Genomic DNA, 15,879 nt, shown 5'->3' with positions numbered 1-15,879 from the left:
ATAATCCGTCGGTTTCACACAATAAATGATGCAAATAACAGGTTTTAGCTGATCATAATGGAACTGATCCGAGGTATACACAATATTAAAGCGCAGCATCATGGCTGTGTATTAACCATAGGTAACTTCGATGGTGTTCATTTAGGACATCAAGAGGTTTTGAGTCAGGTTTCTAAACAAGCTGCAGCATTAGGGCTACCTTCTGTTGTTATGACGTTTGAACCGCAGCCTATGGAGCTGTTTGCCCGAGATAGAGCGCCAGCACGTTTAACTCGTTTACGAGACAAATACGTGCAACTGAGTAAGCTAGATATCAGTCGCTTATTGTGTGTTAATTTTAATCAGTATTTTGCAAGTTTATCCGCGGAAGCATTCATTAAGGATCTTTTGGTTGATAAGCTTGGTGTGAAGTTCTTGGTGGTTGGTGACGATTTTTGCTTTGGTAAAGGTCGTACCGGTAATTTCGCTATGCTCAAAGAGGCGGGCGAGAAGTACGGTTTTGAGGTGGTCAGCACCCAAAGCTATTGCTTAAACCAATTACGAGTAAGCAGTACTGAGATACGAAATGCATTAGCGGTCGATGACTTGGCTGCAAGTGCTACCATGTTAGGACGTGATTACAGTATTAGTGGTCGAGTGTCCCATGGTCGAAAACTAGGGAGAACTATCGGTTTCCCTACCGCTAATATTCCATTAAAGCGTTGTGTTTCTCCTGTATCGGGAGTGTATGTTGTTGAAGCTTTGGATATCGACGGTGTTCCTGTCGGTGGCGTTGCTAATATTGGACAACGACCAACAGTTAATGGGGTAAGGCAGCAATTGGAAGTGCATTTTTTTGACTTTAAAGCCAATTTATATGGTAAACAGTTAGAAGTACGACTTTTGCACAAACTGCGCGACGAGATAAAATTTGAATCGTTCGACGCACTAAAGAATCAAATAGAATTGGATGCTGAAGCCGCAAGGGTGTGGCTGCTTCAGCTAAAGAATTAATCGGATGATTCCACCGATTAACATAATGTCTAACTTCGCCCAATATAACGGAATTAAGAATCGATGAGTGATTATAAAGATACCCTGAACTTACCAGAAACAGGGTTCCCAATGCGCGGCAATCTGGCAAATCGTGAGCCAGAAATGCTGAAGCGTTGGTACAAAGAAGATCTTTACGGCGAAATCCGTAAGGCAAAGAAAGGTAAAAAATCTTTCGTACTGCATGATGGCCCTCCATACGCGAACGGCGATATTCACATTGGCCACGCGCTGAATAAGATTCTTAAAGACATTATTATCAAATCTAAGACCCTTTCTGGTTTTGATGCACCGTACATCCCTGGTTGGGACTGTCACGGTCTTCCAATCGAGCTAATGGTTGAGAAGAAGAAAGGTAAGCCTGGTCAGAAGATTTCGGCGGCTGAATTCCGCGAAGAGTGTCGAAAGTACGCTGCGGGTCAAGTTGAAGGTCAGAAAGAGAGCTTCAAACGTCTTGGCATCATGGGCGAGTGGGACAAACCTTATCGCACTATGGATTTTGGCACAGAAGCGAACATCATTCGTTCTCTTGGCAAAATCGCAGACAAAGGTCACCTTCTTAAAGGTTTCAAACCCGTTCACTGGTGTACTGATTGTGGTTCTGCTCTGGCTGAAGCTGAAGTTGAATACAAAGATAAAGTTTCTCCATCTATCGATGTGAAATTTACAGCAGCTGACGAAGCGGCGCTTCTAGAGAAATTTACTCTAGCTGAAGGTCATGCGGGTCAAGGCGAAATTTCTATCGTTATCTGGACAACAACACCATGGACTCTGCCTGCTAACCGCGCAGTATGTCTACGTGATGATCTTGAATACGTGCTTATCCAAGTTGAAGCGAATGGCGACCAGCCTGCTCAACGTATCGTTGTTGCTTCTGAACTAGCAAAAGACGTAATGGATCGTGCAGGTATCGAGCACTTCCACAACCTTGGTTTTGCTACAGGTGCTGATCTTGAGCTTTCTCAGTTCAACCACCCGTTCTACGACTTTACTGTTCCTGCAGTTCTTGGCGATCACGTAACAACAGATTCAGGTACTGGTGTGGTTCACACTGCGCCTGGTCACGGTCAAGAAGATTTCGTGGTTGGTAAAAAGTACAACCTAGAAATCGCTAACCCAGTTGGTTCTAACGGCGTTTACCTGCCAGATACAGAGCTATTTGCTGGTCAGCACGTATTCAAAGCGAACGACTCTGTTTTAGAAGTTCTAAAAGAGAAAGGTGCACTTCTGCATCACCACGCTTACGAGCACAGCTACCCACACTGTTGGAGACACAAAACTCCAATCATCTTCCGCGCAACACCACAATGGTTCATCTCTATGGATCAAGCTGGCCTACGTGCTAAAGCACTAGAGTCAATCAAGAGTGTTGAGTGGTTGCCTGAATGGGGTCAAAGCCGTATCGAAGGCATGGTTGAAGGTCGCCCTGAGTGGTGTATCTCTCGTCAACGTACTTGGGGTGTGCCAATTGCTCTGTTTGTTCATAAAGAAACAGCAGAACTTCACCCAGAAAGCCCAGCGCTTATTGAAAAAGTTGCGAAGCTAGTTGAAGAGAAAGGCATTCAAGCTTGGTGGGATGTAGACGCTGCTGAACTTATGGGCGCAGAAGACGCTGATAAGTACGAAAAAGTAATGGATACGCTAGACGTATGGTTCGACTCAGGTGTTACGCACTTCTCTGTTGTTGATTCTCGCGAAGAGTACAACTTCCCGAACGAAGAGCGCACTCACAGTGCTGATCTTTACCTTGAAGGTTCAGACCAACACCGTGGCTGGTTCCAGTCTTCTCTAATTTCATCTATCGCGATGAAAGACGAAGCACCATACAAGCAAGTACTAACACACGGTTTCGTGGTGGATGGTAACGGCCGTAAGATGTCTAAATCTATCGGTAACGTTGTTGCTCCTAAAGACGTAACCAACAAGCTAGGTGCAGATATCCTGCGTCTATGGGTTGCTTCTACAGACTACACGGGTGAAGTTGCGGTTTCTGATGAAATCCTGAAGCGTTCAGCGGATGCTTACCGTCGTATTCGTAACACGGCTCGTTTCTTCCTAGCGAACTTGAACGGTTTCAACCCTGAAACTGACCTAGTTCCTGCTGAAGAGATGGTTGCACTTGATCGCTGGGCTGTTGGCCGTGCTCAAGCTGCACAAGAAGAGATTGTTAAAGCATACGGCGAGTACAACACTCACGGTGTGACTCAACGTCTAATGCAGTTCTGTTCTATCGAAATGGGTTCTTTCTACCTAGACGTAATCAAAGACCGTCAGTACACAGCGAAGCAGGGCAGCCATGCTCAACGTAGCTGTCAAACGGCGCTTTACTACATCGTAGAAGCTCTAGTTCGTTGGATGGCACCTATCATGTCGTTCACTGCAGATGAAATCTGGAACGAAATGCCAAGCTCTTTACCAACTGGAGAGCAGCGCGACACGTTCGTATTCACAGGTGAGTGGTTCGAAGGTCTATTTGGTCTTGCAGAAGGCGAAGAGCTAAGCAACGAATTCTGGACTGAAATCCAGTCTGTTCGTGGCGCAGTGAACAAGCTTCTTGAAGATGCTCGTAAAGAGAAAACGATCGGTGGTGCACTGCAAGCTGAAGTTACTCTATACGCTGACGATGCACTAGCGGCTAAAATCAACAAGCTAGAAGATGAGCTACGTTTCGTACTTATCACCTCTGCAGCTGTTGTTAAGCCACTGAGCGAGAAGTCTGATGCAGCGCAAGCGACAGACGTTGCTGGTCTATTCGTTGAAGTTGCGGCTACTGAAGCTGAGAAGTGTGACCGTTGCTGGCACCACACTCCAGATGTAGGCACTATCGAAGGTCACGAGAAAGTTTGTGGTCGTTGTGTGTCGAACATCGACGGTGAAGGCGAAGTGCGTAAGTTCGCATAACGACTCAGAGAAAGACTGAACTTTTTGTAAAAATCATAGCCCCAGTATCAACTGGGGTTATTTTTAGTTATAGGAAATGTGTTTAACCAAGTTGGTAATCAAGGTCACGTAAGGTGACTAACAATGAATACCAACTTCGTAAATACTAGGAATAGAAATGAGTGAAGTTTCGTTAAAACAATCTGGTGTACGTTGGTTATGGCTGGCTCTATTGGTCTTCTTGGCTGATATCGGCATTAAACTCTTTGTCATGGACAATATGGGTTATGGTTGGGCAAACCGTATTGAGGTGCTGCCATTCTTTAACTTTTTGTACGTGCATAACTACGGTGCAGCGTTTAGCTTCTTGAGTGATCAAAGTGGTTGGCAGCGTTGGTTATTTACGGGTATCGCATTTGCGGTAACAGGTATGCTGACGTACTGGATGAGCAAACTACCAGCAACAGAGAAGTGGAATAACATTGCTTATGCGGTCATCATTGGTGGTGCAGTAGGTAATGTGTTTGACCGAGTCGTACATGGCTTTGTTGTCGATTACTTAGACTTCTACTGGGGCACTTACCACTGGCCTGCATTTAACTTAGCGGATATGGGAATCTGTATCGGTGCTGCGATGATCATCTTAGATGGTTTCCGTAAGAAAGACGAAAGCAAATAGCTTGCTTCAAAGTCAGTCTATGACTCACAGAATAGAATAGCCCTAAGCGCTGTCGGTTGATTCCGACGGCGCTTTTTTTTATGCTTCAGTCAACAAGGAAGCAAAGCACAGCGCATCCTCAAATAATAAAGAAGTCTAAGGAAAGTAACGTGGCAGCAATTAAAAATGATTCAGCAGTAACTCTACATTTTACGATTAAAATGAAGGATGGTTCAGTTGCCGATAGTACGGAGAACATGGGCAAACCAGCGAAGTTCGTCATGGGTGATGGCAGCCTAAGTGAGAACTTTGAAGCGTGCTTACTTGGACTTGAAGCCGGCACTGAAAAGTCTATCGAACTGAAGGCGGAAGACGCGTTTGGTATGCCAAACCCAGATCATATTCACTATATGGATCGTGCTAAGTTTGTTGGCGACTCTGAAGTTGAAGTGGGCACTATCATGGCATTTTCAGGTCCTGACGGTATGGAAATTCCAGGTATTATTACTGAGATCGCAGGTGATTCAGTGACGGTTGATTTTAATCACCCACTCGCTGGTCAAGACGTTAGCTTTGACGTCAATATCTTAACGGTAGAATAACTCTCTTAACGTTAGAATAGCTGTCTTCACGCTAGAATAAGATAGCCTTACAGCTGTGATCTCACCCAGAGCTTCACTGTCTAGACGCTTCACTGTAGAATGCGAACCTCGCTGACGGCGAACTCTATAGAAGCAACCTTAGTACCGCGGTAAATGATGAGCAATGAAATGAAAATAATGTTAGCTAACCCTCGTGGCTTTTGTGCCGGTGTCGATCGTGCGATCAGCATCGTAGAGCGTGCACTCGAAATGTATCAGCCACCGATCTATGTTCGCCATGAAGTGGTACACAACCGCTTTGTTGTTGAGGGGCTCAAGCAGCGTGGTGCTATTTTTGTCGAAGAACTGAGTGAGGTGCCAGACGACAACATCGTGATCTTTTCGGCTCACGGTGTTTCTCAAGCGGTTCGTAAAGAAGCGAAAGAGCGTGAGTTAACGGTATTTGATGCGACGTGTCCTTTGGTGACTAAAGTTCATATGGAGGTTGCTCGTGCGAGCCGCAAACATATGGAAGTGGTACTGATTGGCCACGCCGGCCATCCTGAAGTGGAAGGCACTATGGGTCAGTACGCGAGCCAAACTGGTGGTATGTACTTGGTTGAAAGACCAGAGGACGTACAGAACCTCGTGGTGAATGATCCAAGTAACCTGCACTATGTTAGCCAAACTACGCTATCAGTAGATGAAACTGCAGATGTGATTGAAGAGCTACGTCGAGTGTTCCCTGAGATTCAAGGCCCACGTAAAGACGACATCTGTTACGCGACTCAAAACCGTCAAGACGCTGTGCGTGAGATGGCGAATGACGTTGATGTGGTGATAGTGGTTGGTTCTAAGAACTCATCGAATTCAACTCGTCTAAAAGAGCTAGCTGAGAAACTAGGCACACCAGGCTACCTAACTGACTGTCCTGAAGACATTCAAACCGAGTGGGTTGAAGGGAAAAAGAAAATCGGTGTAACAGCCGGTGCTTCTGCTCCTGAAGAGCTGGTAAACCAAATTCTAGATCGTATTCGTGAGCTAGGTGCGACTGACGTTGAAGAGATTCAAGGTCGTGAAGAGAACATGTTCTTTGAAGTACCAAAAGAGCTACAGATTAAGCAAGTCGACTAATTTCTATCGATTCTTAAACAGTAAAAAGCCAACGTTGATGCGTTGGCTTTTTTGATCGTGCTATATCTAAACCTGAAATTTGTTTACTGGAGGCCGAGTTGCTCTTTTAACGTCTTGAGATAGCGACGACTCACCGGGACTTCAAAGCCCGTCAGTGTGATGATCTCGGCTAATCCATTCTCTAGTAACTTGATCTCTTGGATCGATTTTATGTTGATCAAATATTGTCGATGGCAGCGGATCAAATCGGTCTTTTCTTCCAAGATCTTCAGGGTTAGTTGCGAGGTTGCTGTTTGTGATGAGCTACGAACATGCACGCCACTGATATCAGAATAGGCGCATTCAACCGTTTGGCTTGCCATGATCACAATGCGGTTATGACCAATACACGGAATCTGCTCTAAGTGGCAGGGAGCAATCGCAGAGATGTCTTGTGCTGGCGCTTTCTGATTCTGCTTGATGACCTTATTCAGACGGCAAACACTCTTGTTTAATCGACAAGGTTCGACGGGTTTGAGTAGGTAGTCAAAGGCATTGTCTTCAAAGGCTTGAATCGCATATTGATCGTAGGCGGTCACAAACACCACATAAGGCATGGTTTCCGGGTCAAGCATGCTCAGCAATTCAATCCCAGTAACCTGCGGCATTTGAATGTCCAAATACACCACGTCAGGCTTGAGAAGGTTGATTTGCTTTAGCCCTTCAATTGCATTACTCGCTTGGCCAATGACTTCCACTTCTCCTGTTTCAGTCAGCAGCTCAATCAACTCTTCGCGAGCAAAAAGCTCATCATCGACAACTAGTGCTTTTAACATCCTACAATCTTCATCTTGATTCTATCCCTGCTTGTTTCTATATATGTCTTCTAAATATGCTTACCGAGAAGCTATCACCCACGAAAAGACCGTTATTTTAGTATAGGTATGATAAAGCTCATTCGAGTAAATTGCTGTGGTTGAGATTCTATTTTTAGTGCTGAGTCTTGTCCAAAGAAATTAGTGAGTCGTTTATCAACAATCTCCATACCTAATCCGACATGATCTTGAGATGGTTTCTGATAGTTGCCTGCATTGTCTTCGACGATCAGTTTGAATCCACCTCCGAAAGGTTCGCTGTAGATCTTTACTGTGCCACCTTCCAACATGTTCGAAATACCATGTTTGATGGCGTTCTCAACCAATGGTTGCAGAGTAAAGCTCGGCAGTTGAGATTCGTACAACTGTGGGTCGATGTCCCATTCGACTTCTAATCGGTCGGTGAAACGTGCTTTCTCAATGGTGAGGTACGCATTGACGTGTGCCAGTTCATCTTTGAGTTTCACGGTGTTGATGTTCTGCTTAAGGTTGCTTCTAAAGAAGTGAGACAGGTGCTGAATAAGCTCTCGTGCTTTATCAGGGTCACGGCGTGTAACAGCACTAATGGTGTTGAGCGCATTGAACAAGAAGTGCGGGTTAACCTGAGCGTGCAACAGCTTGATCTCTGCTTGGGTGAGTAACGTTTGCTGCTGCTGATAGTTGCTGAACAGGATCTGACTCGACAGTAGTTGAGCGATACCCTCTGCCATCGACATATTAATGGTCGAGAATAGCTTCAGCTTTGGCTCATACAGTTTGATGGTGCCGACGACTTCGTTACCAGCACGCAGTGGAATGATTAGTGCAGAGCCCAACTTACAATCTTGAGATAGAGAACATTGGTATGGATTCTCTTTACCGTCAAGGTAGATGATGTCGTTCTTTTCCATCGAGGTGAGGGTACTTTGCGATGAAATAGGGGTATTTGGAATATGGTGCTCATCGCCAATGCCGACGAACGCGAGGATTTTTTCTCGGTCGGTAATCGCCACGGCACCAACATTAGTTTCTTCATAAACGATACGCACGATCTTTTGTGCGTTATCGGAAGTGAAGCCGCCATGCAGAATACCTACCGAACGCTCGGCAATAGTAAGTGCGCGGCGTGAGAAGGTGGCGGAGTATTTCTCGAAGATGGTCTTTCTGTCTTGGATGATGCTCATGAACAGTGCTGCACCCACAGAGTTGGCAATGATCATTGGCGCGGCAATATCGGAAACAAGCGCGTAGGACTGCTCAAATGGTTTGGCGACTGCGAGCAGAATCAACATTTGAATAATTTCTGCAAATAGGGTGACAGAGAACACTACCAGCGGATTAAACAGCTGACTGGCTTTGTTCTTTCTGACTAAGTACACATGCAGCAGGCCACCAATCAAGCCTTCTGCTGTCGTTGAGATAGCACAAGCTAAGTCCGTAAATCCACCCAATGAATAGCGATGAATCCCGCCAGTAAAGCCGACCGAAAAGCCAACTACAGGACCACCAAACAAACCGCCCATTACCGCGCCCATCGCTCGCGTGTTGGCGATGGCATCATTGATTTGCAGTCCGAAATAGGTGCCCATAATACAGAATAGGGAGAACAGAACGTAGCAGCTGATCTTATGGCCTAAGCGTGAAGAGATGCTCAACAAAGGGAGAATCAGTGGGGTTTTACTCAGCATGTAAGCAATCACTAAGTAGACGCAGGTTTGTTGCAGCAGAGAGAGAATGAGTTCCATATTTTCACCTATTGAGACGCTTGTTAAGTGTAAAGCTCATTGCTTGGTAACGGTAGCTTTGCTTGTGTTTTAGTAGCCTATATTCGCTTCCCAGAGTTGAAAGCACTAACGCCTACAAACAATAAAGCCCATCACAGTGGACGGGCTTTAGTCTTAGGTTCCACGAATCACTGAGTGATTACGGGAGCAAGCGAAGTTGTGTTTGGCTGTTCTTTTATCTCTTTCTATGAAGATTGGTCTCTTGTTCCCAAGAGCCTTAAAGAACTAGGCTGTTTTGGTGACGCCTTTTGCTTCTTTCTCTTCTTCATCAGCTAGGTCGATATCGCCTTTGCCTTTTGAAATTTTAATAACGTAAGCCGCAACACCTAGCGCACTCACCACACCAATGATGGTTGAGATTTGCATTGGTAGACCGAAGCCCAGTTGGCTGTTGTTCAGGATGAATGTGATACACACAGACGTCATGAAGATAGCTGGAACAGTTGTTACCCAGTGCAGTTTGTTGTGGCGAAGTAGGTAAGCTGAAGCTGTCCACAGCATCATTACGGCTGTTGATTGGTTAGCAAAACCGAAGTAGCGCCAGATGATACCGAAATCAACTTGAGTCAGGATGCCACCGATAACGAACAGTGGTAACGCCATTAGTAGACGGTTACGCAGTGTTTTCTGTTCCATGTTGAAGTATTCAGCAAGGATAAGACGGCTTGAACGGAACGCTGTGTCACCAGAAGTGATTGGTAGGATAACCACGCCAAGGAAAGCAAGGATACCGCCAAATACACCCAGTAGACCAAATGAAGCGCTGTATACCACGTTACCTGGGCCGCCGTTTGCAATTGCGTCAGACAGAGACTCAACCGAACCGAAGAAAGACAGAGCAAGTGCACACCAGATTAGAGCGATGATGCCTTCACCAATCATTGCGCCGTAGAATACGAAGCGACCGTTCTTCTCGTTTTCCATACAACGCGCCATCAGAGGAGACTGAGTAGCGTGGAAGCCAGAGATAGCACCACATGCGATAGTGATGAAGAGAGCAGGCCAAAGTGGTAGGTCATTCGGGTTCATGTTGGTGAACATGTCGCTGATCTCAAAGCCCCCCATGATTTGGTGTTCGTCAGATAGACCAATCGCAGTGATTAGGCCAACAGACATAAAGATAAGCAGTGCACCGAACAGTGGGTAGAAGCGACCAATGATTTTATCGACAGGGACAATCGTTGCGATGATGTAGTAAGCAAAGATGATAACAACCATCGTAGTTGCAGACATCGCGAAATCAGTTTGGTCGTTCACTAGGTTAGTGATCATACCTGCTGGAGCAGATACGAATACCACACCAACAAGAAGCAGTAGAACAATGGCAAAGATGTTCATAAAGTGTTTTGCGCCATTGCCTAGGTAACGTCCAGTGATGGTTGGAACCGAAGCTCCGCCATTACGGATAGATAACATACCTGAGAAGTAGTCGTGTACTGCACCTGCGAAGATACAACCTAGAACGATCCAAAGCATTGCTGCTGGGCCGTAAAGGGCACCCATGATAGGGCCGAAGATTGGACCTACACCCGCGATGTTAAGCAGTTGAACTAGGTAAACCTTTGGCGTCGACATTGGAACGTAGTCCACGCCATCTTGCTTAGTATGAGCTGGTGTTTGACGCTTTTCATTGATACCGAAAATTTTCTCGATAAAGGCACCGTAAATAAAGTAGCCACCAATGAGTGCTGCAACACAGGTAAGAAACCACATCATAATTTGTTATCCCTGAATGTATTAATTAAGTCAGGGTGTATATTAAAGAAGTCGAAGAGAATAAACTTCCGCTTCTTGAGTGAGTGGTCGAATAGCAAATTTAGTGGTGCTATGACTGATTGAATGGTTTGTTATTGGACGAAAGTGGCGAAGATTAGACAATGAGTGGACATCGACTGGTGTTCAGCGGAGAATCACAAACAAAGCAATGCTTCGTCAGGAAGTGGCTCTGTAAAAATAAAGGATTGAAATGAAAAAAATAATCGCACTATTCACTGTGGCATTTAGCCTTGCAGGATGCAGCGCTAATGTTCAAGATTTAGCCGCTGAAGGCAATTGGCAAGAGATCGGCTACCGTGATGGCATCAAAGGCCACACTCAGCGTTCGTATTCAGATATGACCGCGCTTGGTGCTGTCGATCAAGCGAGTTACACAGAAGGTTATCACCTAGGTGTGACTGAATATTGTAATCCGAACCATGCTTATCAGATTGGTTTATCTGGTCAGGTGTATGAAGGCGTGTGTTCTGGTACGGAAGACGCTCAACGTTTCCGTATGGAATGGCAACGCGGCTGGGACGAGTTCTCAAACGACTATTAAGCCCAAGCTAGCCATAAAAAATTAAAACTAAAAAAAGACCAGTACCGCGTGTGTGCTGGTCTTTTTGTATGTCGTTGAAGTAGCTGTCTAAATGAGAAGCTACAAGCCAAATTAAGATTACTGATTATTCTCGACGGCTTTTCTCAAGAAGCCATTTTGCTTATCAAGCTGAGCCTTGGCTAACTCTAAATCTAGCCCTGTTAGAATCATCAAAATAGATAACTTCACATCGTAATCAGTCGCTTTAAGTGTCGACACCGCCAGTGCTTTATCGCACTCCGTTGCTTGGATAACGATACGAGCGGCGCGGGCAACCAACTTTTCATTGGTCGCTTTTACGTCGACCATAAGGTTTTGGTAGCTCTTACCAATGCGAATCATGCTGGCAGTGGTCAGCATATTAAGCACCAGCTTTTGTGCTGTACCTGATTTGAGTCGTGTTGAACCAGTCAATGCTTCTGGGCCAACCACCGGGCTAATTGCGATTTGAGCGATTTCAGCAATTGGAGAGTCAGGGTTACAAGATAATGCAACCGTTACTGCGCCAAGCTGATTGGCATAGTTGAGTGCACCAATCACGTAAGGTGTGCGACCGCTCGCAGCAATACCTACCACGACATCATTTTCTGAAAACTGAATCGCTTTCAGATCTTCAATGCCGAGAGTTAGCGAGTCTTCTGCACCTTCTTTGGCTTTTAAAATCGCCTCTGGTCCGCCTGCAATTAAGCCGATAACCATTTTGTCCGAAACACCGAAAGTCGGTGGGCATTCTGAGGCGTCTAACACACCTAATCGACCACTGGTGCCTGCGCCCATATAAATCAGTCGACCACCGTTTTGAAAGACATGAGCAATTTTATCGACCGCTTTCGCGATCTGTGGCAGTTCCGCTTCAATCGCCAGCGGGACTTGCTTGTCTTGTTGGTTAATCTTTTCAACCACTTCGAGAGAGGTGAGCAGATCAATATCCATAGTGTCAGGGTTTCTCCCCTCCGAAACGAGGTGCGAGAGCGCTGATATGAGAGCGTCGTTACTCATAATGATCCTTAAATGGTGATTCTAAAATGATGGTTCTAAAGTTGTTTAGTCAGCACGATAGAGAACGCCTAGAGAGGCCGCTCTGCTTGCGCCAGTCACTTCTGGTAAATTGCTTGGCAGTTGATGAATATGACGTTGAGCAAGCCACGCAAAAGCCATCGCTTCCATGTAATCGGCGTCCACGCCTTTACTGGTGGTTGAGTCAACCTCCCAACTTGGAAGCAATTCAGACAGTCTCTTCATCAACAATGGGTTTCTTGTACCACCGCCACACACATACAGTGCAGGTTGGTTACCCAAGCGATAAGCTTTCACTTCATTGGCTATCGTCAATGCGGTGTATTCACAAAGCGTGCACTGAACATCTTCTGCCGTAAGATCTTTAAATTCTGTAAGCTGTTGCTCTAGCCAGGGTAGGTTGAACAGCTCTCTGCCGGTACTTTTCGGTGGCATTTGAGATAGATAAGATTCATTTAACAGCTGTTCGAGCAAGGCTTGATTGAGTTGACCTTTAAGTGCGAATTGCGCATCACGGTCAAACTTCTCGCCCGTGTGTTTATCAACCCAAGCGTCCATCAACATATTCCCTGGGCCTGTATCATAACCAAGTGTTGGCTGATTCGGGCGCAGCACTGAAATATTCGAGATACCACCAATATTCAACACCACAACCGAGCTGTCTTGCGGGTGGAAAATTGTATGGTGGAAGGCGGGGACTAACGGTGCACCTTGTCCGCCTAATGCCATGTCTTTACGTCTGAAGTCAGCGACGGTTTGAATCTGTGTTTTAGCGGCAATGATGTTGGCATCACCCAGCTGCATGGTAAATGGAGATTCGCCTGTTGGCTGATGAAACACTGTTTGGCCATGATTACCAATCGCAGTCACAGAAGATGCAGGTGTGTCTGACTTGTCGAGAAGTTGTAGAACCGCATCAGCAAACAGATGGCCAAGCTGGTGGTCGAGTTCACCAATAGCAATCAAATCCGTTTTCTGACCAATACAAACCTCCAGCAGACGCGCATTGAGGTCATCAGGCATAGGGAACTCATCATGAGCAAGCAATGTGATTTGCGTATCTTCAATCGAAACTAAGGCAGTATCAACACCGTCCATACTCGTGCCTGACATCACACCGATATACAGTTCTTTATGATCCATTCCTAAGCTCTTGCGCTGCATTCCTAAAGTCTTCCACAGATTGGTTTAAAAACATTGTAAAGCAAATTTAAAGAGAATAATCTCGGGAAGTTTACGAAATTAGGTTTAATAAGGGATAAATATGGGACCGTTGTGGGTTGATGTTGCAGGCTACGAGCTGACAGCTGAAGACAGAGAAATTTTGGAGCACCCAACCGTTGGTGGTCTCATCTTATTTGCTCGAAACTACCACGATAGCAAACAGTTATCGGCGTTAAATAAAGAGATTCGCAAAGTTGCAAAACGTCCTATTTTAATCGGCGTTGACCAAGAAGGCGGACGAGTACAGCGTTTTCGTGACGGCTTTTCAATTATCCCAGCTGCTCAGGAATTTGCGACTAAGAATAATGGTGAGCAGTTAGCAGAACAGGCCGGCTGGCTGATGGCGGCGGAATTGATTGCCCATGATATCGATCTGAGTTTTGCACCGGTATTAGATAAAGGTCACGACTGCAAAGCGATTGGTAGCCGAGCGTTTGGTGAAGATATTGATACCATTGTTCGTCATAGCAGCGCTTTCATCAAAGGCATGAAGTCGGTTGGTATGGCTACAACAGGAAAGCACTTCCCTGGACATGGTGGCGTAATTGCTGACTCACACTTAGAGACGCCATATGACCCTAGAGACGATATCTTTGAAACAGACATGGTAATCTTCAAGGCGCAAATTGAAGCCGGAATATTGGATGCCATGATGCCTGCACATGTGGTGTTCTCTCATTATGATGATCAACCAGCAAGTGGCTCTCAGTATTGGCTACAGAAAGTCTTGAGACAAAAACTTGGCTTTAAAGGCCTAATATTTTCGGATGACTTAACCATGGAAGGTGCTGCTATTATGGGCGGACCAGCCGACAGAGCAAAAGCGGCCTTGAATGCGGGTTGTGACATGATATTGATGTGTAATAAACGAGATGCACAAATTGAAGCTCTTGATCACTTAGCGATTCAACAGGTGCCTTTAGCCAACTCATTGCTTAAAAAACATAGTTTTGATTTGTCGACGCTTCACTCAGATGCTAGGTGGAAAGCGACCTCAGAGACGATTAAACGAATGCTAGGCAGTGAGTGATAAATAAACACATAATAATTTTAGATAAGGCGATATGATAAATATCGCCTTTTTTGTATGTGTGATCCGTGGTTTAAACCTATTTATATCTCAGAGTGAGTTAAAGTTAATGTGTAAATTTTAATTTACACGCAATGTTTTTTATTGTTTACACTTGCAATCGTTTTTTTAGCTGTTATTGTGTTTTTAAAGATTGTTAGCCCAAATGGAAATGTTGGGTGTAAAAATAAATATACAGGTTGAGTTATGCAGAAAAGTGAATTAAGCAATGTCAATATCATCGACGAACAGGTACTGATTACTCCTGAGGAGTTAAAAGCAAAACTGCCTTTGAGTGATAATGCTCGTCGTTTCATTCAAGAGTCTCGTCAAACTATCGCAAACATCATTCATAAGAAAGATCATCGCATGCTTGTTGTATGTGGCCCATGTTCTATCCATGACATTGAAGCTGCGAAAGAGTACGCGAAACGCCTAAAAGCCTTATCTGAGCAACTTAGCGATCAACTGTATATTGTTATGCGTGTTTACTTTGAGAAGCCTCGAACCACTGTGGGTTGGAAAGGTTTGATCAATGACCCGCATCTAGACGGCACTTTCGATATTGAGCATGGTCTGCATGTGGGTCGTGAGCTACTTGTTGAACTCGCTGAGATGGAAATTCCATTGGCGACTGAAGCATTAGATCCAATCAGCCCGCAATACCTAGCAGATACCTTCAGCTGGGCGGCAATTGGCGCACGTACGACTGAATCTCAAACTCACCGTGAGATGGCAAGTGGTCTTTCAATGCCAATCGGTTTTAAAAACGGTACCGATGGCAACCTAGGCACTGCAATCAATGCAATGCAGGCGGCTTCTTCTAGCCACCGTTTCATGGGTATCAGCCGCGAAGGTCAAGTTGCACTACTAACAACGCAAGGTAACCCAAATGGTCACGTGATTTTACGTGGCGGTAAGCAGACGAACTACGATTCAGTATCGGTACACGAATGTGAGCAAGAGCTGGGTAAATCTGGCTTAGAGGCCGCGCTAATGGTCGACTGTAGCCACGCGAACTCTCGTAAAGATTTCCGTCGCCAACCTTTAGTTGCAGAAGATGTGATTCACCAAATTCGTGAAGGCAACAAGTCGATTATCGGCCTGATGATTGAAAGCCATATTAACGAAGGAAATCAATCTTCGGATATACCTCTCAATGAGATGAAATACGGCGTTTCTATTACCGACGCGTGTATCAATTGGGATTCAACTGAGGCACTATTGAAACATGCACATACGGAATTAGTCCCGTTCTTAGAGAACCGCTTGAAAGGTTAGTCAGAGTTTAAATTTAAGTGCCTCATCTAA

At 45.3% G+C, this 15,879-nt stretch carries 13 protein-coding genes; 8 read left to right on the top strand and 5 right to left on the bottom strand.

Going from position 1 to position 15,879, the window contains the following annotated elements:
- The first annotated feature begins 57 nt into the window (after window positions 1–57).
- From ribF to ispH, 5 genes are all read left to right on the top strand, one after another.
- Window positions 58–993: a bifunctional riboflavin kinase/FAD synthetase gene (gene ribF, locus AB4482_RS20675; protein WP_017062867.1), complete on the top strand. Its 936-nt coding sequence runs from the start codon at window positions 58–60 to the stop codon at window positions 991–993.
- 63 nt (window positions 994–1,056) lie between these two features.
- Complete coding sequence (gene ileS / locus AB4482_RS20670; RefSeq protein WP_017059344.1) at window positions 1,057–3,933, top strand: isoleucine--tRNA ligase; 2,877 nt, start codon at window positions 1,057–1,059, stop codon at window positions 3,931–3,933.
- Between the two features lie 157 nt (window positions 3,934–4,090).
- Window positions 4,091–4,591, top strand: a complete 501-nt coding sequence (gene lspA / locus AB4482_RS20665; RefSeq protein WP_372181561.1) for a signal peptidase II — start codon at window positions 4,091–4,093, stop codon at window positions 4,589–4,591.
- Window positions 4,592–4,740: 149 nt separating this feature from the next.
- Window positions 4,741–5,172 (top strand): FKBP-type peptidyl-prolyl cis-trans isomerase, encoded by a 432-nt coding sequence (fkpB, locus tag AB4482_RS20660; protein WP_017059345.1) that lies wholly within the window; start codon window positions 4,741–4,743, stop codon window positions 5,170–5,172.
- A 156-nt stretch (window positions 5,173–5,328) separates the two neighbouring features.
- Window positions 5,329–6,285: a 4-hydroxy-3-methylbut-2-enyl diphosphate reductase gene (ispH, locus tag AB4482_RS20655; RefSeq protein WP_029235087.1), complete on the top strand. Its 957-nt coding sequence runs from the start codon at window positions 5,329–5,331 to the stop codon at window positions 6,283–6,285.
- Window positions 6,286–6,368: 83 nt separating this feature from the next.
- Here the strand turns inward: ispH and btsR are convergent, their stop codons facing one another.
- From btsR to AB4482_RS20640, 3 genes are all read right to left on the bottom strand, one after another.
- On the bottom strand, window positions 6,369–7,100 hold the full coding sequence (btsR, locus tag AB4482_RS20650; protein WP_132744213.1) for a two-component system response regulator BtsR: 732 nt from the start codon (window positions 7,098–7,100) through the stop codon (window positions 6,369–6,371).
- A gap of 92 nt (window positions 7,101–7,192) precedes the next feature.
- Window positions 7,193–8,863 carry a LytS/YhcK type 5TM receptor domain-containing protein gene (locus AB4482_RS20645; RefSeq protein WP_372181559.1) on the bottom strand — a complete coding sequence of 557 codons (1,671 nt, stop codon included), beginning with the start codon at window positions 8,861–8,863 and terminating at the stop codon, window positions 7,193–7,195.
- Between the two features lie 264 nt (window positions 8,864–9,127).
- Window positions 9,128–10,618 (bottom strand): carbon starvation protein A, encoded by a 1,491-nt coding sequence (locus AB4482_RS20640; RefSeq protein ID WP_372181558.1) that lies wholly within the window; start codon window positions 10,616–10,618, stop codon window positions 9,128–9,130.
- Window positions 10,619–10,868: 250 nt separating this feature from the next.
- Between AB4482_RS20640 and AB4482_RS20635 the strand changes: the two genes are divergently transcribed.
- Entirely contained in the window at window positions 10,869–11,219 is a 351-nt protein-coding gene (locus AB4482_RS20635) for a DUF2799 domain-containing protein (protein WP_010434845.1), read from the top strand.
- 117 nt (window positions 11,220–11,336) lie between these two features.
- Here the strand turns inward: AB4482_RS20635 and murQ are convergent, their stop codons facing one another.
- Both murQ and AB4482_RS20625 read right to left on the bottom strand, forming a co-directional pair.
- Window positions 11,337–12,257 carry an N-acetylmuramic acid 6-phosphate etherase gene (murQ, locus tag AB4482_RS20630; RefSeq protein ID WP_032545650.1) on the bottom strand — a complete coding sequence of 307 codons (921 nt, stop codon included), beginning with the start codon at window positions 12,255–12,257 and terminating at the stop codon, window positions 11,337–11,339.
- Between the two features lie 45 nt (window positions 12,258–12,302).
- Window positions 12,303–13,418 (bottom strand): anhydro-N-acetylmuramic acid kinase, encoded by a 1,116-nt coding sequence (locus tag AB4482_RS20625; RefSeq protein ID WP_372181556.1) that lies wholly within the window; start codon window positions 13,416–13,418, stop codon window positions 12,303–12,305.
- Window positions 13,419–13,539: 121 nt separating this feature from the next.
- Between AB4482_RS20625 and nagZ the strand changes: the two genes are divergently transcribed.
- Together nagZ and AB4482_RS20615 are read left to right on the top strand one after the other, a co-directional pair.
- On the top strand, window positions 13,540–14,529 hold the full coding sequence (nagZ, locus tag AB4482_RS20620; RefSeq protein WP_372181554.1) for a beta-N-acetylhexosaminidase: 990 nt from the start codon (window positions 13,540–13,542) through the stop codon (window positions 14,527–14,529).
- Between the two features lie 246 nt (window positions 14,530–14,775).
- Window positions 14,776–15,849, top strand: a complete 1,074-nt coding sequence (locus tag AB4482_RS20615; protein ID WP_017059354.1) for a 3-deoxy-7-phosphoheptulonate synthase — start codon at window positions 14,776–14,778, stop codon at window positions 15,847–15,849.
- Window positions 15,850–15,879: the final 30 nt, after the last annotated feature.

It is taken from the genome of Vibrio sp. 10N.222.55.C7 (genome assembly GCF_041473335.1).
In the GTDB taxonomy this organism is placed as follows: domain Bacteria; phylum Pseudomonadota; class Gammaproteobacteria; order Enterobacterales; family Vibrionaceae; genus Vibrio; species Vibrio crassostreae_C.
Note: the sequence above shows the minus strand (reverse complement) of the source record. Positions and strands in the feature narration are given on the sequence as shown.